Source organism: Edaphobacter sp. FHG110511_03, assembly GCF_059115365.1.
This window is the reverse complement of record NZ_JBZYWL010000015.1, coordinates 14803-33730: the sequence shown is the minus strand read 5'-3', so window position 1 is coordinate 33730 and position 18928 is coordinate 14803. Positions and strand designations below refer to the sequence as shown.

21 protein-coding genes and 2 pseudogenes are annotated in these 18928 nt (G+C 54.5%); 11 read left to right on the top strand and 12 right to left on the bottom strand.

Annotated elements, in window-relative coordinates; all coding sequences use genetic code 11:
- Nucleotides 1-28: 28 nt before the first annotated feature.
- Nucleotides 29-1573, bottom strand: a complete 1545-nt coding sequence (locus AC5S26_RS28455) for an arylsulfatase (RefSeq protein ID WP_494188329.1) — start codon at nt 1571-1573, stop codon at nt 29-31.
- A 509-nt stretch (nt 1574-2082) separates the two neighbouring features.
- Between AC5S26_RS28455 and AC5S26_RS28450 the strand changes: the two genes are divergently transcribed.
- From AC5S26_RS28450 to AC5S26_RS28440, 3 genes are all read left to right on the top strand, one after another.
- A complete protein-coding gene (locus tag AC5S26_RS28450; protein WP_494188328.1) occupies nt 2083-2226 on the top strand; it encodes a hypothetical protein in 144 nt (47 codons plus the stop codon).
- Nucleotides 2227-2332: 106 nt separating this feature from the next.
- Nucleotides 2333-4348, top strand: coding sequence for a DUF3560 domain-containing protein (locus AC5S26_RS28445; RefSeq protein ID WP_494188327.1), 2016 nt, complete (start codon nt 2333-2335; stop codon nt 4346-4348).
- A gap of 753 nt (nt 4349-5101) precedes the next feature.
- The gene (locus AC5S26_RS28440; protein WP_494188326.1) at nt 5102-5473 is read left to right on the top strand and encodes a single-stranded DNA-binding protein; all 372 of its coding nucleotides are present in this window, start codon (nt 5102-5104) and stop codon (nt 5471-5473) included.
- 75 nt (nt 5474-5548) lie between these two features.
- On the opposite strand, the pseudogene AC5S26_RS28435 reads toward AC5S26_RS28440, so the two are convergent.
- The 3 genes and pseudogenes from AC5S26_RS28435 to AC5S26_RS28425 all read right to left on the bottom strand — a co-directional run.
- Nucleotides 5549-6112: pseudogene (locus AC5S26_RS28435) on the bottom strand (transposase); the annotation flags it as partial.
- A gap of 826 nt (nt 6113-6938) precedes the next feature.
- Nucleotides 6939-8030 (bottom strand): flavin monoamine oxidase family protein, encoded by a 1092-nt coding sequence (locus AC5S26_RS28430; RefSeq protein ID WP_494188343.1) that lies wholly within the window; start codon nt 8028-8030, stop codon nt 6939-6941.
- Between the two features lie 117 nt (nt 8031-8147).
- Complete coding sequence (locus tag AC5S26_RS28425) at nt 8148-8429, bottom strand: hypothetical protein (protein ID WP_494188325.1); 282 nt, start codon at nt 8427-8429, stop codon at nt 8148-8150.
- Between the two features lie 122 nt (nt 8430-8551).
- Between AC5S26_RS28425 and AC5S26_RS28420 the strand changes: the two genes are divergently transcribed.
- From AC5S26_RS28420 to AC5S26_RS28400, 5 genes are all read left to right on the top strand, one after another.
- Complete coding sequence (locus AC5S26_RS28420; protein ID WP_494188324.1) at nt 8552-9493, top strand: LysR family transcriptional regulator; 942 nt, start codon at nt 8552-8554, stop codon at nt 9491-9493.
- A 465-nt stretch (nt 9494-9958) separates the two neighbouring features.
- Nucleotides 9959-10273: a TniB family NTP-binding protein gene (locus AC5S26_RS28415; protein ID WP_494188323.1), complete on the top strand. Its 315-nt coding sequence runs from the start codon at nt 9959-9961 to the stop codon at nt 10271-10273.
- A 311-nt stretch (nt 10274-10584) separates the two neighbouring features.
- Nucleotides 10585-10866, top strand: coding sequence for an SMP-30/gluconolactonase/LRE family protein (locus tag AC5S26_RS28410; protein WP_494188322.1), 282 nt, complete (start codon nt 10585-10587; stop codon nt 10864-10866).
- A 116-nt stretch (nt 10867-10982) separates the two neighbouring features.
- Nucleotides 10983-11129, top strand: coding sequence for a hypothetical protein (locus tag AC5S26_RS28405; protein ID WP_494188321.1), 147 nt, complete (start codon nt 10983-10985; stop codon nt 11127-11129).
- A gap of 43 nt (nt 11130-11172) precedes the next feature.
- Nucleotides 11173-11550, top strand: coding sequence for an HU family DNA-binding protein (locus tag AC5S26_RS28400; protein ID WP_494188320.1), 378 nt, complete (start codon nt 11173-11175; stop codon nt 11548-11550).
- A 283-nt stretch (nt 11551-11833) separates the two neighbouring features.
- On the opposite strand, the pseudogene AC5S26_RS28395 reads toward AC5S26_RS28400, so the two are convergent.
- The 7 genes and pseudogenes from AC5S26_RS28395 to AC5S26_RS28365 form a co-directional block, all read right to left on the bottom strand.
- Nucleotides 11834-12211, bottom strand: a pseudogene (locus tag AC5S26_RS28395) (single-stranded DNA-binding protein); the annotation flags it as partial.
- Nucleotides 12212-12276: 65 nt separating this feature from the next.
- Entirely contained in the window at nt 12277-12519 is a 243-nt protein-coding gene (locus AC5S26_RS28390; protein ID WP_494188319.1) for a hypothetical protein, read from the bottom strand.
- 13 nt (nt 12520-12532) lie between these two features.
- Nucleotides 12533-12934, bottom strand: a complete 402-nt coding sequence (locus AC5S26_RS28385) for an SOS response-associated peptidase (protein WP_494188342.1) — start codon at nt 12932-12934, stop codon at nt 12533-12535.
- Nucleotides 12859-13233, bottom strand: coding sequence for an SOS response-associated peptidase family protein (locus AC5S26_RS28380; protein WP_494188318.1), 375 nt, complete (start codon nt 13231-13233; stop codon nt 12859-12861). Before AC5S26_RS28380 ends, AC5S26_RS28385 begins: the two co-directional genes overlap by 76 nt.
- Before the next feature lie 8 nt (nt 13234-13241).
- A complete protein-coding gene (locus AC5S26_RS28375; RefSeq protein WP_494188317.1) occupies nt 13242-13421 on the bottom strand; it encodes a hypothetical protein in 180 nt (59 codons plus the stop codon).
- A 47-nt stretch (nt 13422-13468) separates the two neighbouring features.
- The gene (locus AC5S26_RS28370; RefSeq protein ID WP_494188316.1) at nt 13469-13849 is read right to left on the bottom strand and encodes a hypothetical protein; all 381 of its coding nucleotides are present in this window, start codon (nt 13847-13849) and stop codon (nt 13469-13471) included.
- Nucleotides 13850-14054: 205 nt separating this feature from the next.
- A complete protein-coding gene (locus AC5S26_RS28365; protein WP_494188315.1) occupies nt 14055-14291 on the bottom strand; it encodes a hypothetical protein in 237 nt (78 codons plus the stop codon).
- A 596-nt stretch (nt 14292-14887) separates the two neighbouring features.
- Here AC5S26_RS28365 and AC5S26_RS28360 point away from each other — a divergent pair.
- Nucleotides 14888-15241 carry a response regulator gene (locus AC5S26_RS28360; protein ID WP_494188314.1) on the top strand — a complete coding sequence of 118 codons (354 nt, stop codon included), beginning with the start codon at nt 14888-14890 and terminating at the stop codon, nt 15239-15241.
- A 177-nt stretch (nt 15242-15418) separates the two neighbouring features.
- On the opposite strand, the gene AC5S26_RS28355 is transcribed toward AC5S26_RS28360, so the two are convergent.
- The gene (locus tag AC5S26_RS28355; protein WP_494188313.1) at nt 15419-15937 is read right to left on the bottom strand and encodes a hypothetical protein; all 519 of its coding nucleotides are present in this window, start codon (nt 15935-15937) and stop codon (nt 15419-15421) included.
- A gap of 584 nt (nt 15938-16521) precedes the next feature.
- Here AC5S26_RS28355 and AC5S26_RS28350 point away from each other — a divergent pair.
- Both AC5S26_RS28350 and AC5S26_RS28345 read left to right on the top strand, forming a co-directional pair.
- Complete coding sequence (locus tag AC5S26_RS28350; protein WP_494188312.1) at nt 16522-17031, top strand: hypothetical protein; 510 nt, start codon at nt 16522-16524, stop codon at nt 17029-17031.
- Nucleotides 17032-17884: 853 nt separating this feature from the next.
- Complete coding sequence (locus tag AC5S26_RS28345) at nt 17885-18916, top strand: IS110 family RNA-guided transposase (protein ID WP_494188341.1); 1032 nt, start codon at nt 17885-17887, stop codon at nt 18914-18916.
- Nucleotides 18917-18928 lie beyond the last annotated feature (12 nt).

Below are 18928 nucleotides of genomic sequence, written 5' to 3'. Positions count from 1 at the left end.
TGCTTTTTGAATGACAAGTCCAAAGGAGTCAATCCTTTGGACTGAGCTTCTGCATTACATCGTCCAGGTTGAAACTGGCTGGCTTGGCCCGGATGGGATATTCCTTGAAACTTGCGAGCCATTGGGCGACTACCGCCTGAGCAGGAACCTGCACGTAGGCCCTACGCATCATCCAGTCGTTGTAAAAGATCGATTCAGGACCACGTTCGAAGGGATCTGCCCGCAGGTTGTAGAGCATTGGAAGACGTAGCTTCGTATAGTCGTTTTGCCAAACTCCGATCCCGGTGTGGTACTGCTCGTAGAAGCTTATCTTCCAATCCTTGATGCGAACCGCGAAGAGATCTCCGTCGTCACTCCAGTAGAGAAACTCGTTCCTCGGTGACTCCTTCACGTCTCCTTTGAAGAACGGCATTAGATTGTAGCCGTCAAGATGCACGTGAAACGACTTGCTTCCCAATTTACAAGTCTTCATGCACTGGGCAACGATATCCTGATTGCCTCCGGCGGCAGCGAAGGTAGGAATGAAGTCTTCGTGAGCGAAGAATTGGTTGAAGACGGTGCCCGGCTTGATGACTCCGGGCCACCGGATGAGCGTAGGTACGCGAAAACCGCCCTCCCAGCCCGTGGCTTTTTCACCGTGAAAGGGAGTGGAACCACCGTCAGGCCAGCTCATCACCTCTGTGCCGTTGTCTGAGGTGTAGACGACAATCGTGTTGTCCGCGACGCCGAGATCATCCAGCTTCTTGAGCAGCCGGCCTACAAGGGCATCGTGCTCGACCATGCCGTCGGCTTCAAGCCCGATCCCGGTCTTGCCGACGGATGCAGATTTGAGATGCGTAAAGACGTGCATTCGCGTGGAGTTGAAGTAGCAGAAGAAGGGCTTGTTCGACTTTGCTTGCTTTTCCATCCAGGAAATGGCGGCATCCGCGAACTCATCATCCACGGTCTCCATGCGCTTCACGTTCAGCGGGCCCGTATCTTCGATCTTTCCATCGGCATAGGAGTGAATCACTCCTCGTGGACCGAACTTCTTGGCGAATGCAGGATCCTTGGGATAGTCAGAATTTTCCGGCTCCTCCTCTGCATTCAGGTGATAGAGATTGCCGAAGAATTCATCGAAGCCGTGATTGGTGGGAAGCATCTCATCGCGATCTCCGAGATGATTCTTGCCGAACTGCCCCGTCGCGTAGCCGAGTGGCTTTAGAACCTCGGCGACCGTGGGATCCTGAGGCTGAAGACCTTGCGGGGCTCCCGGGAGACCGACCTTCGTGAGTCCGGTGCGGATGGGAGATTGTCCGGTGATGAAAGCCGCGCGTCCAGCGGTGCAGCTTTGCTGGCCATACCAACTCAGGAAGAGACCGCCTTCCTTGCCGATGCGGTCGATGTTGGGTGTGCTGTAGCCCATGTCGCCACGGTTGTAGATGCTGGGGTTGTACCAGCCGATGTCGTCACCCATGATGACGAGGATGTTGGGCTTCTTTGCTTGTGCGCTGGCTCTCTGAGTCGGCAGCAAAGCTCCCAGAGCGCAAAAGATAATAATGCCCCACCGCGTAATGCTGCGAAGTTTCCCCATAGTCATCTTCTCCTTTTTAGTGAGAGCCAATGCTGCAATCAATCACGATGGGACAAGAACGGGATTTTCAAACGCTCAAATTGCCGGATCTTGGAATGGCTATTATCTTCGGCACCAATACTACGACAAGGTTTGTTATTGGCCACCTGGGAAAGTAATTAAATTTGAAAGTTAGTTGATCCACGATACGGCTCTCTTTCCAGGGCATACCGCATCATCGTGCGTCCGACCAAGCTGAGGAACAATTAGGGTTCGCTTCGCTGTAAACCATGTCTCCGGTCTGTTTTGTAATGCAAGTGCTAAGTACGCTGAGAGGCTCTGCCTCTGGCGCGCGCAAGAGGCACCCTAATCTTCCGCGCTGCGCTTGTGCAGACCGCTTGTGGCGCCCTCCATTGCATTCCAGGTAGGGAACCCTCCTCTTGCACTTGCCGCCTCCGCTGGCGTGGGCCAGGGCCAAGGCGTGTTTGTTAGCAAACACAGCACGGCCATCCAAAACGGAGGAACTACCCATGAGCAACACAACAACAAATCCCTACCGCATCAGCTTGACCGAAATGCTGAAACAAGAAGGACGCACCTTTGAGGCTATGGCCGAAGAGGTGATGTTGGCGACGCGAACGCACTCGCACTTTGTACCGAGCATTGCGAAGTAGAACCGGATGGCACATGCTCCCAGGGTTGCCCCTCCTTCATGCGAGCTGCAGGCCTCATCTAGCACTGCCCCCACCACACCATACGACCCGAAGGAGAGAAAACCCGATGAGCTACACCGCTACCTATTCCCCCGAAGACAACAAACTCCGTCTCTACTCCACAACCCGCCTCGACCGCGAGACATATGCTCGCGTGAAGGCAGCCGGTTTCATTTGGGCACCGAAGCAAGACCTATTCGTCGCGCCGATGTGGACACCCAGCCGCGAGGATTTGCTTATTGAGATGGTTGGGGCGATCGACGACGAAGACAGAAGTCTAGTAGACCGCGCCGAGGAACGCGCCGACCGTTTCGGCGACTATAAAGAGAGCCGTATCGAAGACGCGCAGCGCGCACATGATGCCGTCCACCGCATCGCCGACAGTATCCCGTTTGGTCAGCCTATTCTCGTCGGCCACCACAGCGAACGTCACGCCCGGAAGGACGCCGAGCGCATCGAGAACGGCATGAGGAAGACGGTCCAGATGTGGCAGACCGCCCGTTACTGGGAACAACGCGCTGCAGGAGCGCTCCACCACGCGAAGTATAAGGCGCTTCCTGGCGTCCGCCATCGCCGCATCAAGGGATTGGAAGCAGACAAGCGCAAGCAGGAGCGCAACAAACAAGAGGCCGAGATGTGGCTAAAACTCTGGACTGAATGCGCCAACGAACCAGACAAGGAACTCCAGGCTAAGGTTGCTCTTCGCATCGCTGGGATGTGCCATGTACACATGCCACGCAAGGAAGGCGACCGCGAAGACTTTCAGCACACCCCGAGCGCCTACGACGCCTTACAGGGCAGCTATCCGAATCTCTATGCAACCCGTACCTTGGACGAGGTTCTAGCGGTTGCTCTCGAGTCTTCCCCTCGTGTCATCCCCACTTATGACCGCTGGATCGACCACTATACGAACCGTATCGCTTACGAGAAAGCAATGCTTGGGGAGACTGGAGGGCTCGTCGCCGACCGCTTCCACTTTGAAGTTGGGGGCAAAGTTTTTGTTGGCGATGAGTGGCTTGTAATTCTGAAGATCAACAAGACCGGCGACGCCATCAGCAGCCTAACCACTACACCCCGCCGTTACTTCTACGGGAGCAAATACAAAGCCGATATCGAGAGCGTCAAGGATTATCAGGCACCGAAGCCCGAGGAGACCGCAGCCGTCAAGGCAGCAAGCAAGCTCCCCCCAATGTGCAACTATCCCGGCGACGGCTTCAAGCACATGACGACGGACGAATGGAAGCGAAAGAAGATGTCCGACGTTCCACAGTCTACGACTCACGCCGCGACTGATACCCATGGAGCCCACCGCACCCGCTCGACATGGGGCGGAAACTGGAAGACTGTTTCTGTCTATCTCACCGACGCCAAGCGCATCGATCCACCCACGAAACAAGCTCCGTTGACCCCACCGGAGCCCACCGCCGCCGAGACGCTTGCAACGATGGCGCACGACCTGAAGGCGCAAAACCCAGTCCCGACACCGCACACACCACGCCAGCATGACGAGCGCATCCCGTCGCACGATGAACTGCACGAAATGAAGAAGACCGCCGCTCAGGGCGTCGTGATCGTAGCCGTTCCGCAACTCTTCCCCACTCCGCCCGAGTTGGCAGACCGTATGGTCGCGCTTGCGGACATTCGCCCAGGGCAACAGGTTTTAGAACCCTCCGCAGGAACAGGCCGAATCATTGATGCGATTCGCCGCAATGCTCACGGCTATGCGATCACAGCGGTTGAGCTGAATTGCAATATGGCTCACCGGCTCCGCACGGTTGATTGTGTCGATGACACACGGCAGGCCGATTTCCTGGAGTGCAACGGCGATCTAGGAACGTTCGACCGCATTGTTATGAATCCTCCGTTTGCGAACGCAGACGATATCAAGCACATTATGCACGCCTTGAAGATGTTGAAGCCGGGAGGCCGACTCGTCGCCATCTGTGCCAACGGCCCGAGGCAGAACGACAAGCTAAGGCCCCTCGTTGAAGCGCACGGCGGTATCTGGGAAGAGTTACCTCCAGATACTTTTATGGGCGCAGGTACAAGCGTTCGCACCGTCCTCCTCATGCTGGACGCATAACCAGATGCCGCCCGCTTCAGAGTGAACCGCCGCAATGCGGCCCCTGAAGCGAGCGCGCAAGGGGACAAACCCCTTCGGTTTTTCCCCTTGACCTCTTTTCCCGCAAAATCATTCAAGCGAGAAGGAACTTCTCTCGGCGGAGCTCGCTGACTTAAGCAGGACGAGCTAGAAGGTGACCCTCTCGGCCGGTTTCTGGGCGGTAACTTCGGGATGGCCGATCATACTGGAGTTGAGAGCTGCAGTTCACAGAATGTTCGCGTCAAATGAAAGCCTAACTAATCCTGCGGTTCCTCTCTCGCGATTCCAGCCCTACAAAACGAGCTGCCTACATCCGGAGAACAAGGCGAAGGCGAGGATATGGACCGAACGATAAGCATCGGTGCTTCAAGTCCCGTTATCGTTCTCGTTCTCCACTGTTGCTTTGTGATTGACTCTTCGAGTTTCTGAGCTGGCATTTGCTACTCGCGTCATGAGGTAAGCCCGTCGAACAGGGCAGCTCCCTTCCGGTTTTGCCTTTCTATCTGCGTTCAGCGTGCCGCGCTCAAGACACCCCCGCCCTTCGGACGCACGCTCTCCTTCCCAGAACCCGCTGCGCGCCTTTCAAGGAGGTGCGGACTCCTGCCCCCAGGCAAGCTGTGGTCCCCTTCCGCAGATTCTATCCAGTCGCCGAGGGAGTGGGTCGCGACGGCACACCCGTTGGGCAAGCATGTACCGCAGACAGCGGACAAACCAAAAGAAACGGAGCTATACACCATGTTCAACAAAGTCATCCTCATCGGCCGCCTCGGACAGAAGGCAGAAGCCAAAACCACTCAGAACAACAAAGAGTTCGTTGTCCTTAACATCGCAACCCAGGAAAGCTGGAAGAACGACAAAGGCGACTACGAGACCCGCACCGAATGGCATCGCATCTTTGCTTGGAGCAACCTCTCCAAATTCGCCAAGACCCTCCAGAAGGGGCAGCTCATCACCATGGAAGGCACCCTACGGTACCGCGATTACGAAGAAGAAGTTCACGGGCTTACCGTCAAGCATCGCGTTGCTGAGGTTCATGCCATCAGCATAAAGCGGCTCTCGAAAGTTGAAACTGCAGATGATCCTTCGGATGGAGCCGACGACGAGTAGTCGTCGGCTTGAGTGGATGAGATCAAGAGGTCTCATCCACCTCTTTCGTTGACCTCTGAGTTCCACGCTGCTTTGGATGGGCACGCCGCCGATGTACGCAAACGCTCGCACGTGGCCTTCGAGAAACGCCTCGGTGGTCTCGGCCGGAAACGCCACGACGAAGCAGTCGTCCGAGTGCGGCAGATCCATCGCCAGGTAGTGCGCCTTCTGCTCCACGCCGGCAATCACCACCAGCGCTTCGCCGAAGTCCACCTGCGCCTCACCCAGTGCATGCGTCAACGGCACAAACATCTCCCGGGTGCGCAGTCGTTCGCCGCGCACAAAGTCCTTCACGATCGTGTAGCCGCCCGTGAAACCGTGCTCTTCCTTGAGCCGCTCGAAGGTCCGCTTCGCCGTGTTCCGCTGCTTGACTGGCCTCTGCTGGTCGTCGCTCAGAATGGCGTCCATGACACCCAACCATGGCCCCAACTTGGGCCGCTTGATCGGCTGCTGACGCTGGTAGCCGGGCGGCACCGCGTACTGCAGCATCTTCCGTACCGTCTCACGCGAAAGCCCAAACTCCCTGGCTACCGCACGCTGACTCTTGCCCTCGACTCGAACAGCTCACCGTACACGTCCGTGAATCTCCACCTCGAACATCCCTCCGGTGTTCCATGAACCATGCCTGCATGGCAAATGCTCACGGACCACGTTCCGGCGGTGGACTACTTCTACTCCGCCGCAGAGCACCGCTCACGCGCCGCACTGTGGCCTAGTTTTGCACCGGCGCTCATACAGGGGGCACTATCCGTCCGAGGGTCGCGCCGCGCTCACAATGCGCGAGCTGAAACGATGGCTGACTTTGCAGATCGTCCAGATCTACCATGGCCGGGCTCACAGAGCAATTGGCAGTTCACCGCTTGCTGCCTGGATAACTGCCCAATCACAAGCCGCGATTGAAATCCGGCGTCCTCGTGACCCAGCAAAGTTCTACATCGACTTTCTGCCCGGTGAACATCGGCTCATTCGCCGGGACGGTATCTGCCTTTGGGGCATTCACTACTGGGAGAGCGTGCTGAGCACCATCGCGGGCAGGTCTGCTTCATTCGACAAAGATGGGAGCCACGTCTACGCAGAGAACAGATCTACTCTTTACATGAAATGCGTCCCGTCCCACTCAATACCTGTCTTCGTAGCGTTATGCGCTTAGCCGCTAATGCAGAATGAAGAAATGTCTTTGAGAGTTGCGATCAGCCAAACAAAGATTGCGAGAGCTATGAGTGCGAGCAACGTAATACCGAGAATCTGAAGTTGTTTTCGCTTTCGTTCCTTACTGACATCGAAAAGGGTTTTGTGAACTGAGTAATCCGATCGAGAAGAGATGAGTACGTTGTCGTTGATGGGCATATGGACTCCTATTTGCGAGTTGTGGTTACTGTTTCAGCTACGAATCCCCGCGTGTGGCATTGTCTGAGAAGGCATCTGACTACGTGAGAAAATTTGCTACAGAAGTTTCTGCCGCCTCCAATGCACCCTCCAGGTAGCCTGCATGCTCACTTGCCATTTCGCTTCCGGCCAGTCCTATCCACTTCGTCCAGTCTCCAAGCGTGGCGTGGAGTGCCCTACCGTCTGGATGAGCACCATTGCCAGATCGAACATCGGCGGCGGTTGCGGTCAAAGATTCACTCGCCCAATCTTGTATGAAGATCTCGATGGGAAGCTCCGCCTTAGATCCAAAGATTCGGACCAGCTGGGCAATGCACTCACCACGAAGGCGAGTACCGTACGACTGTCTTTCCTTATGGGGTATTCCGATGAAACCGAAGAGTGCGGCAGAGCCATTCGAGGTGCAGGCGTCGTGGATTTCACCTAACGGTCCGAGCATGCTTTGCGCAGACCCCGAGAGACCTTGTTCCCGCCAAAAAGCGCGGTCGTACACTGCGACAAACTTGGCTTGGGCCGCCATCCATGTTGGAACCACTGCAGCGTGGCTCTTGAAATCGCCCGCCAAAGGCGGCGAAAAATGCATGTTGTGAGTCATGAGCCGAGGAGGTAGTGCAAACAGGGCGAAAGGAACTTCGATAGCCATAATCGTCCCTTGAGGGTCCAAGGCGTGAAGACGAAGTGTATCGAGGTGTCTCTCAGCGTGAATCACCTGAGTTCCCAATCGCAAAACCTGAGTCGGGAGTGAACTCGCAAGTCCATCAATTACAGCGGCCATCCCGCCGGCAATCCGAAACGATGTATTGCCTGATGCGAAGCCTTGGACTCGATGGATTTGTTCTAAGCGAAAACGCTCTACGAGGAGGTCACCGTTCTCATACTGAGGAAACTCTTTGAGACCAAGTTCATTGATGAGTCGCCGCATCCGGGGTTGGAGATTAGGCCAATACCAAGACGGACCAAGGTCGAATCGAACGGTGGGGTCGTCCGAAACTCCTTCGGAGGAAACGGACAAGACGCGGCCTCCAAGCCGTTCACGAGCCTCAAGCAAGAGGAAAGGAATACTATGCTTGTTCAGCAAATGAGCAGCGTAGAGTCCGCTGATTCCTCCCCCGACTATTGCAATAGCTGGCATCATGCTTTTTAGTAACGCTGGTGATCGATCCTGTTGCAGGGACATCGGGGTGTGGAAGGGCGCGAGTTGTCTGGGTGCTAGTGCTCTCCCGAGAACAACTCTCGGGAGAGCCTGCAACTAGGCAACCTCGTAGATGCGGACATCGGGCGCAGCCTGAAGCAGAGGCTTCAAGCCGCCGACCACATCGCTTGTGAAGAGATCGGTGCTCAGGTATGCCTTGGCATTTTCGATGGTGTCGAAGCCGTGAAGAACCTGCACGTCTTCATCGCGAACGAGCAGATCCTTGGACTTGGCGCCCTTTGCCTGTGTTAGGAACGGCTGCTTGTACTTCGTGTAAATCGCTCCGGCTGCACCGCGATTCTTAACTGCAACATCGAGGGTGATTTCCAAATAGACCATGATTTCTCCTTGTCTGAAGCGGCTTTACTGCGCCTCAGCACAACTTCGACTTTAGTGCTCGAACACTAATAAGATAAATTGTCTTTTCGCATATCACTCATTCACGGTTAGAATGAATGCTTATGAACAGTAGCCAGCTTCGTTTCGTGAGCACAGTGGCATCCAAGAGTTCCTTCACCGCTGCTGCGGCCGAATGTCACGTCACGCAACCTACACTGTCCAACGGCATCGCTCAGTTGGAGGATGAGCTGGGCGAACGTATTTTTGTGCGGACGACCCGTAAGGTTCGCTTGACCCCTTTCGGCGCTCATCTCCTGCCTTACGTGAATGATGTGCTGAATGCACAAGCCACACTCCTAAGTCAGGCAAAAGCATTTCTACAACCCGCGCAGAGGCTCATACGCATCGGCACTTCACCTTTGCTGAATACGGCACTCTTGGGAATCATGCTTGAACCGTTCCGCCGCGTTCATCCGAAGATCGACGTAGTGCTTCGAGAGATGAACATGGCCGATCTCTACCGTATGCTAGATGCCGGCCTCCTAGATTACGTTTTCGGTGTAGCGGATGCTCACAAGGATCGCTGGCTTGCCACGCCGCTCTATGACGAACCCCTTCTCTTCATTCCCTCGGGAGCATCTTCTCCGGGGCGGGCACGTCCAGAAGCCGTTCAGATCAGCGATATCTCAAACGAGACCTATGTCATGGTTCCGGACGCATGTGGTCTAGCCCGGGCGACACGAGCGCTATTTCGTAGTCAAAGACGCAAGCTGAACGAATATCCTGGCGAGGCGATGGGATATCAGGTACTAGAGGAGTGGGCCGTATTAAAGATTGGAGCAGTGATCCTCCCTCAATCCAAGATCACGGGGAATCCGCTCGCGGCCCATCTAATTAAAGACAAAGTCGGTCGAGAGATACGAATCTCGTTTGAAGCCGTGTGGCTCCGGGACAAGGGACGTGCGCAACATCTGTTGGAGTTCGAAAAGCACCTTCGCGAAATAGTTCCGAGTGTCATCAGGGGGGTGTCTTCGCATTATCCACCAAAGCTCAAACGCGCTTAATGCACAACGTCGCTTCAGCCGTTAGACATCGTTTGCTGCCCGGATGATCTAAGTACCCTGAAAGAATCGAAGAGAGCTTCTACCGAATCCACTTCTGTACCCACCCAGTCCGTCACCGCTCAAAGCTTGGAGAAGATAGAAAATTGTCACTGATCGCCGCTAACCTCCTCCCGCAGTCCACAGTAGCGTACGCGAAACCTGCTCGTCGAGAGTGGAGACACGACTTATGGGGAGGGTTCGATCGACACTATGGATGGCCTGCTGCACCACGTTCGAGATGGCAGTGAGATTGCCATCGCTGGCGCAGATTGATTTTTGAGTTGGAGTGGACTGAGTGCGAACTGTCCCTTGCGGATACGGTGAAGCAAGCCAAAGAGCGGGCAGTGTCGGATCCGACCACTTTGATCTTGGTGGATGAGGCCGATCGTCTCCAGATGAACAGCCTCGAGCAAATGAGGTCGATCTTTGACGAAGCACGTGGCCCGATTTCCCCAGTTCTATTCGCGCATCGGATTCGTCCATGAGTTCCGCCCCCTCGACGCTACTCAAGTGCAAGAGCTGCTGGAAAACAGATGGACGCCTGCCGGCGTCACTCTTCCGGACGAACAACTGGTCCCGGAAGTGATAGCGAGCCTCATACGAATGACCGGCGGAAACTTCAGGCTTTTGACCCGACTTCTCACTCAGATCGAGCGCGTTCTCAACGTTAACAACCTTCATCTGGTCTCGACCGGAGTCGTCGAAGCGGCGCGCGACAGCCTCGTGATTGGGCCCGCATGACGCCGGATACGACAAATAATTCTGAAACACTACGACAAATAGCGATCAACGCTACACCTCAGCGCTCGCGAGTAGTTCTCTAAAAGAATGATTCGTGCGGTCTCCGGCCCCGCACTCTTTCCGCGATTTGAATACATACACGCCTCAAAAATCCGCGATTTGAGTGCAGTATCTAAGTGTGACTGACCAAAATCCGCGATTTGAGTACAGCGTGACAAGTCACGTCGATATTAGGCCCGGTTGACGTGCTCCACCGGCTCTGACTTTGTCCAAATGCAACGCAATCAAAACTACGCCAAATAACTCTGAAAGTGACAGGCAAGGTACTCCTCAGCGCCAAAGGTGCGCCCGGCGTCGGGGGCCCAGACGGCATCAAGGTCGACGTTAAGGGCAACCTCTATGGCTCCGGCCCCGGAGGCATCTGGATCATCTCCCCAGAAGGCAAACACATCGCCACCATCCATGTACCAGAGCGCGTGAGCAACTGTGGTTGGAGCGGCGCCGACTGGCAGACTCTCTATATCACGGCGTCCAGCAGTGTCTACCGCGTCCACCTCGATACCAAAGGACTTGATCTCACCCGGCGTCACTGATCCAAACGTCATCAGGAGATTGTAAGGACAGCACGTGGATTGATAGAGGCCTTGCGTGCAGAATGAGAGAAGCTCGCGGATCCCGGATGGACCGCTTAGCCACGGAGAATGGTGCAATGCCTAAAGCTCCCGCAGCAATCTCCTCTCCCAAGATGCTGACGACTGAAGAGACGCGTGAACTCGGTGCTTCAGTCACAACTCACCTGTCACCTCTGAAAGAAGTCCCTTCTATTTCGACGAAGAGAATCTCTACAAAGAAGTAGCGACGAAACGCTCCTAATCACCAATCATTGAAATGAGGGTTCCATGGCAACGAAGAAGGCTCCAGCAAAGAAGACTGTTACACCAGTAGCTAAGAAGTCCGCTGCAGTTCCTGCGAAGAAGACAATGGCGGCAAAGAAGATGACAAAGGCGGAGCTTGTGCGGTTTATCGCGGAAAAACTGGAGTGGACGTCGAAGCAGACCGCTGCCATCTTTGATCTTCTGGCCGAGACAGCGCTTCAGGAAACCAGGAAGAATGGCGAGTTCACCATTCCCGGACTTGGGAAGCTGGTCAAAGCTCAGCGTGCGGCTCGAATCGGCCGCAACCCTCAGACAGGTGAGTCGATCAAGATCAAAGCAAAAACGGCGGTGAAGTTTCGCGTCGCCAAGGCAGCTAAAGATGCTATCGCTCCTGTGAAGTAATATTGTTACCGATTGAATACGGTCCTCCGCCGAGCGGAGGGCCGTGCACTTTAAGTCGGAGATTTGATGAACTCTGACCATCTGTGGCTGTGATCGGTACGTTGAGGTGCTTCAGTATTAGCGTAATCACAGGCCTCACTTTATCGATTACGACAGACCCGTTCCAACTGACTCCGAACTGATGATCGATGCGTGTACGGGAGACAGATGAAATCTACGATCTAGTGGAGAAGAGCAGGGTCGAAGACTCCGACTCCCGAAGCGCCTCTACCGGATAATAACTTTAGGAAGGCTTTCCTCGATGAACGAGACTGATGGCTATATCCGTCTGCACCCAGTCACGCTTCCAGGCTTCGGCCTGATTCTCGTCGAATGACAGCTGACAAATTCGAGCCTGCTGTCCGGTGCCGAAGTTACTCCACCTTATCCCGGGTGCTTCTCCTCGCTGTGTATGAGACCCTCGCCGCCCCAGATCTAAGCTCTCGATCCGCATCAGCTTGATCGTGAGCCCATGGACTTCTTCCTCGTACTCGCGATACCGGAGGGTGCCTTCGAGGGTGATGAGCTGCCCTTTCTGCAGGGTCTTGGCGAATTCGGAGAGATTGCTCCAGGCAAAGACGCGGTGCCATTCGGTGCGGGTCTCGTAGTCGCCTTTATCGTTCTCCCAGCTCTCCTCTTCAGATTAGACAGTAAAGGAAGAGGTAAAGGATAGTGATTAGTCCGGCATTAGTTGTTTTCAATGAGCGGAGCGCATACGGGTCCAATCGTGGATTGGTGATTGACCAGCAATTGATGGACGTCATTGGCCTGAGATTCGGTCAGGTAATAACGCTCCATGAGCCATTTGAGGACATCCTTGTTCTCTCCGTTCGGGCTGAAGCTCTCCTCATCCGTGACCGTGTCGCCACTATACTGGACAACCCTCCAAGCATATGGCGGGAGAAAGATGAGTACGAACCCGGTTTGCATGCCGCCATGCTTATCACTTGTGCAACTGACTAAAACTGCTATTCAGCAGATCAGCGAGGTTATTTCGAACGTTTCCCACGTCCTTGCTGACCGGAAAGGCCTGCGTCTCGTCAGAGGGGAAAGGTCTCAGCAGGTCGATCGGCGGCTGGTGAGACGCGTCACGATCAAGCCAGCGGTTGAATTCGCTCTCATGCAGGATGACGGGCATGCGGTTATGAACTGGAATCATGAGTTCGTTGGCATCGGTGGTGATGATGGTGTAGGTCTGAAGCCATTTCCCATTGGCTGGATCTTTCCAAGCGTCCCAGAGTCCGGCGAAGGCCATCATCTTCGCATTACTTAGGTCGAAGGCGAACGGACGCTTGTTCTTTGGATCCTCATGGGTCCATTCGTAAAAGCCAGATGGAGGGACCAGGCATCGCCGCTTCTTGAACGGCTGTGACCACCAACGAAGGTGATGGTTTCTGCCCTGGCATTAATGGTGGATTTGCCTTTGAGGTCTGCGAGACTTCTCGTGTTGTAGGGAACCAGCCCCCAACGCAGTTGCACCAGTTCACGTTCGCCTGTGTCACGATTCGCACGGATGATGGGCTGCGTCGTACTGGGAGCTACGTAGTAGTCCGATGGAGGCAGAGGAAAGTCAGCGACCTGCGTTGCATGGAACGCTTCCGCAGATCTTCTGCTTGTCTGAGCGTCCGTAGTAGCGGCCGCCACATAAACGTCTACCTGACCTGATCTCTATTGATCAAGTTCGCGATCACATCTGGTGGGCGTGGATCGGCAATCCCTTTACCTTCGCTCAGGCTGACCACGCTACCGGGGTGTCCATTTACCTCCATGGGCCGGATTGCGACTATGTGCTGAACGTTTATAAAAGTGCCTTCGATTTCAATGAAAGTCATCGTTCCTCCGAGCCCCCAAAGCCTACCACTCTGGAAGCCCCGTAAATCTATCGCCCCAGCTTGTCCATGATCGATTCGATAGCACCGCCCCACCTGTCTTCAAGATCCATGCGGAGATCGTCCAGTTCATTAGTGGTGTCGGAAGAAATGCCTTTGCCCTTCAAATATCTCTTCAGGACCGCTATGTCACCTTCGAAATGATGCATGGTGCTGTGCTGGGCAGATACCAGATGCTCGTGGACGTCTTCCGTATCAATCGCTGGCTTTGCCGGTTCTTTTGGCTGATGTGGAGCTTGATCCGCGACAGTCAGATCATCGACGGCGACGCGAAAGCGTTCGAGATTAGTTCCGGGAATATCGAGATTTACATCTCTCCCGCCCGGACTCACATAGCTAAGGGGTATTCGGCCTCTCCGCTGCCGATGCACACTGTGTCCCCTACCTGCGGAGCCTCGTGAGAATGGTGCTTCTCAAGTCTCGGGTTCTCAGCCAAGGCTTCAGCCAACTTAACACTGATGTCGATAGACTCGGCCTTCTTCGACGGCTTTCGTCTGTTAGGCATCCAAAGGCTCGCACTTCAGCTTCCGTTGCTGCTCATGTTTGAAATTGACGAAGATCTCAACTGCTTTGAAATCACTGAATACGGTGCGGGCCGGCTAGGAAATTTGGCTCTATGATCACCGTGCCATTGCATTCATCGCATTCGCGGCAGTGGGTGGAGACGATTCTATTCATCCGCAATACGTGGTCTTTCGCGAAGAATAGGTCCTGTGCAGTATGGGGGAAGATATCGAGATCAGCTAAACGGCGATATGCGCTTATGACTAGCGCATGCATCTCTTTTTGTTTCGGGCATACAGCAATCGGCATGAAGATTCTCCAGCGAATGGAGTTTGGCTCTGGCGGAGACCATACAATCCGGCGGCTCGGAGGGGTGGGGATGTCTGTCAGTGCAAGTACGGTAAACCGCGATCCACTTCTGATACTACTCGCGACCTTAGACATTAGATAGCTAAATAGGGTAGCTAGAGTTGAAGTCCGGTCTCTCGGTCACGGACAGCTATTTTGTACGGCTATTAGCTACATCGGTAATCCGGCGACCTCGTTCCGGTACTCAGTTTGCAGGTCTACAAGTTCGAGTTTCAGAACTCGCAATTCAATCAAAGCCCGAGGCGGAACGCTGCCATCGTTCGTCAACCCCATAATCTTCACCTTAAGCGCATCAATTTCTGAGCCGATCTCTGCCAAACGGTTTGTGGACCTGACGAGTGCTCGCATGGCGATGAGTCTACGCGCTATTGAGTAACTCTGCTTTGATGGCCTGATGAGATGTTCTAGTTCCAAGAGGCAGAAGGGAAATCATCGACTTTGTGCTTGGGAAGGCGTACTGTCGATCCAGCCAACCGTATATGCGCCCGGGCATTTTGCCTCCCGCCACAATTATGGCTTCCCTATGAGGGAAGGCCATGCGCTCAATTCTTCAAGTTGGAAATGACTCAACCCTCCGAACTATAAGGGCATCAGTCCTTAGACTGACGGGTGCGTCCGTAGTAGCTGCTTCCGCCGACGAGGCACTGAAAATCTTACGTCACGAACGTTTTGATCTTGTTGTCTTCTGTCACACGGTAAGACTGGAACAGCGAGAGAAGATCTCTCGTACGGCACGCGAACTGTATGTGGATGTGCGGGTGCTGAATGTCTTACCGCTATCGGCGGTGATTCCCGCTCCAGACGAGGCGGCTGCTGATCCGGAACGCCTCTTGGCAAAAGTGAATGAGGCCCTCCAAAACACTCCTGAGGAACAACAGCCGTCCCACTAAGCGCATCCACCTCTGTATGGATAAGCTTATCGCCGACATCAAGAGAGTCCTTGAAGAGAACGATCCGACAATTACGGTTGACGAGTTTATTCCACTTGTTGAGCCCAGGGGCGGGATGGAATCCAAATCAACTTTGGACATGTCGGCCAAAGAGTCGTATTAAGCGGACTTTTGGTTTCAATCTTTCCAGCTTCCACCGAACCGCCTCATCACCTCTCCAAGTTCGTAGCGGTTCGGGAACTCCACAGTCTCTCCTGCCCTCAGCTTCTCGACAACGGGCCGCGCCATCTCTGGCGACACGATCATGCTGAGATAGAGATTTACTGCACGAGCCGATGGTGTGCGCAGGTGCAGTGTGACACCACTACGCACTGACGGTACGACCTCAGGGCAATTTGCGCGGCCCTTGTAGCTGCAATGGTTATAGGGCACTTCTGTCGCTTTGAAGTTCGTGTCGCATTCGTGGGTGCAATAGGTAACCTGCCCATCGCTCTTCCAGTAGCCAATACATTCCTCGCAACCTACATCGATGCAGAGGTCGACCGGTTCAAGAATGACGTTTTCGGCAGTAATCTCAGGCCGGATCACGTCGTCGAACAAACCGATGTCATAGAGATACCGCTTAAACGGAGTCATGCTCGCGAGATTGTCTTGCTGCCATTTCTCCAGAAAGGCGCGACGCTCTTCATCAGTCATGGGCTTTTCGTCGTCAGACATAACACCTTTATCTAACAATCCTATCCAAACTCCCAGTGCGGAGTTTCCGATAACCCGACTTCGCAGGCACGTCGGGATAATTTTCCGATGCCCGTGATTCGCCAAGAACTCCAAATCTAGGATTTAAACCGCGACGACTGAATCGGCGATTTGCGCTCTTTGACAAGGCCGTAACGAATCAATTGCCGGTTCTTCGGCAACCTGCCGAAGGCAAGAATCGATCTGAACAGCTCAATCAGGGACCTGTCCCGCTATCGGCGACCTCCTCCGCGGGCGAAAGTTGTATATCAAGGCATATGTTTTGCGTCGATGATGAAGCCAAGATACGGCTCTCAAGCATATCGCAAGCCGAATTCCAGTCGTCATGCGGCCGTCACTCAGTAACAAACTAACGAACCTTGTAAGAGTGTTCATTGAATTAAGGACAGATGTACTACCTGTTACAAGGGCAAGAACTATGATCGCTGTGCGAAAGGTTTGGTTCCTCTCCGCTTTCTCCCTCAGCGTGTCCGTTCCTAGGCACGGACAGGACCCACAACCTTCACCCCGAAAGGACCAGGACCATGAGTGATTTTGCGGCAACCCTGGATGCCCAGCGCACCGCTTTCAAGGCTTCGGTTGGAAGTACCACGAAACGAAAGAAATCCCTCAACGCCTCCACGAGTGATGTTGTGGCTCAGTTGAGATCAACAGTGTTGGGTTTGACTCATCAGGTCGCAGATGCCATTCAAGCTCGACTCACACAAGCGACACTAGCCCTGCAAAGTTCCAATGACGTTGATCAATTTAGTGTAGTTGTAGATCAGTTATTCGACGAAGCGCGCAAGATGGTTACTAATAATTTGACCGCGTCATACGACAAGGCAAAACAGCTAGCTGAAAACGAGGATCAGGAGACCCAAGATGCAGTTATCCATTTGATGAATCAGGCTACGGCATTGTTTCAGGCAATACTATTGAGGATTTCCGACTTCCTCATAAACGCCATACAAACCTTGCCGGAATGGAGACGGGACTTAGACAAAATCAAGGCATTTTTCTCGAATCTGTCAGCTTTCATCAATAGGCTCTAGGAATAGAATTGCCCCTCGGCTCGAAAGCCGCAAAAGACACTATCTGGGCTCCTATCAAAACGACTGCAAGTTGAGCCATTAGCGCATCGCGCTGTCTCTTTACTTCATGGAGACTAGGCGCATACCCTTCCTTAGACTCCATCAGAACTCACTTTGTTCCGATCCAGGCCTCTAGTTGTGCTTCATTCTCGCGCCTCTGCGAACAGAGGAACAGTGCCAATGACTCGATGCTTCTGTGAACTGAATTGTCTGCCAATCCACGCAAAACGGGGTTTGGGGAATTACGAGCCCCCAACTTGCCGAGAAATGGGATGAGTTGTTCATGATCTTCGGTCACAACGACGAATGAAAATGGGGGTAATGCACCTGCTGAGCCTTCTTTGCTGCTGCTCTTCGAACATTGGCCAGCGTCAGCCGTTCAGGTGGATACTTGCCTGCCTCCTTCATCTGACGCGGCTCGTAGCCGTTCCAGGGCCACCGCTCGCCTCGTTTGATGAGCGCGGCGAGCCTGGTGTCGGTCAGCTATACTACTGCCGAGTTACACCCCCAGCGCCGGATCGCGCTGTGGTGTTCCTCGAGCTCTTCAGGTTGATATCGCACGACTCGAGGATCTTCAACACCTCATCGTGGCTGTCATGCAGAAGCCATGGACCGGTACGTGTTTTGCCGTCCGGCGAGATGAAGTGGACGCTCCATCCGCTTTGCATGACATGGACCAGGACTCTGTGAATTCCACGGTCAGACTAAATCTGGTGGCTGCGGAATGGGAAGTCGACTAATGAGATGGTCCGCCGCTGTAACCCTCCGCCGAGGCGGAGGATGGAAGCAGCGGTTTCAGAGGAGGATCATCGACATGCAGATACGTTCGGTAGGCATTGACCTGGGTAAGACGACGTTTCACCTTGTTGCATTGGGCGCTTCGGGCAAGGTGCTGGTGAAGAAGAAGTTCACACAGAAGCAACTGCTGGTATTTACGGCGAACATGCAGACTTCGCTGATTGGCCTTGAGGCCTGTTCTGGAGCGCACTTCCTTGGGCGGGCCTTGAAGCAGCAGGGCCACGATGTACGGCTGATCGCGGCGCAGTTCGTGAAGCCCTTTGTGAAGTCGAACAAGAACGACTTTGTGGATGCGGAGGCTATCGCCGAGGCTGTCGAGCGCAAGAACATGCGCTTCGTTCCGATCAAGACCGATGACCAGCTCGACCTGCAGGCGATGCACCGGATTCGTGACCGGCTTGTCTCCCGACGCACGGCGGTCATCAACCAGATACGGGCTTTTCTGCTGGAACGTGGCATGGTGTTTGCGCAGAAGCCGGCGAAGCTGAAGGCGGCCATGGCGGATGTTCTGGAGAACGCAGAGAACGCGTTGACGCCGACGATGCGCAACCTGATCGGCATCCTGTGGAATGAGTGGAAGACCGTCGAAGAGCAGATCGACGAGCTGACCGATACGCTCGAACAGATCGCTGCCAGTGACGCAGGTTGCTGCCGTATCCGGCAGATCCCAGGCATCGGCCCTATTGTTGCGACGGCCATCGTTGCCGCCATCGGCAACGGAGCGGCGTTCCACAAGGGACGAGATTTTGCAGCGTGGCTCGGCCTGGTCCCACGGCAGTACTCGACCGGAGGCAAGGCGAAGCTGCTGGGCATCAGCAAGCGTGGCAACACCTATCTGCGCAAGGTATTGATCCACGGCGCACGCGCCGCCTCGATGCGCATAAAACGAGATCGCTTTCCGATCGGAGCATGGATGAACGCGCTTGAAGCCAGAGCACCACGCAACGTGCTCGTAGTCGCCATGGCGAACAAGCTCGCACGCATCGCGTGGGCTGTGCTCTCCTCCGGAGAAGATTACAGGCCTACAGCGAGCGCGATGACGGCATGAGATAGAGCGGAA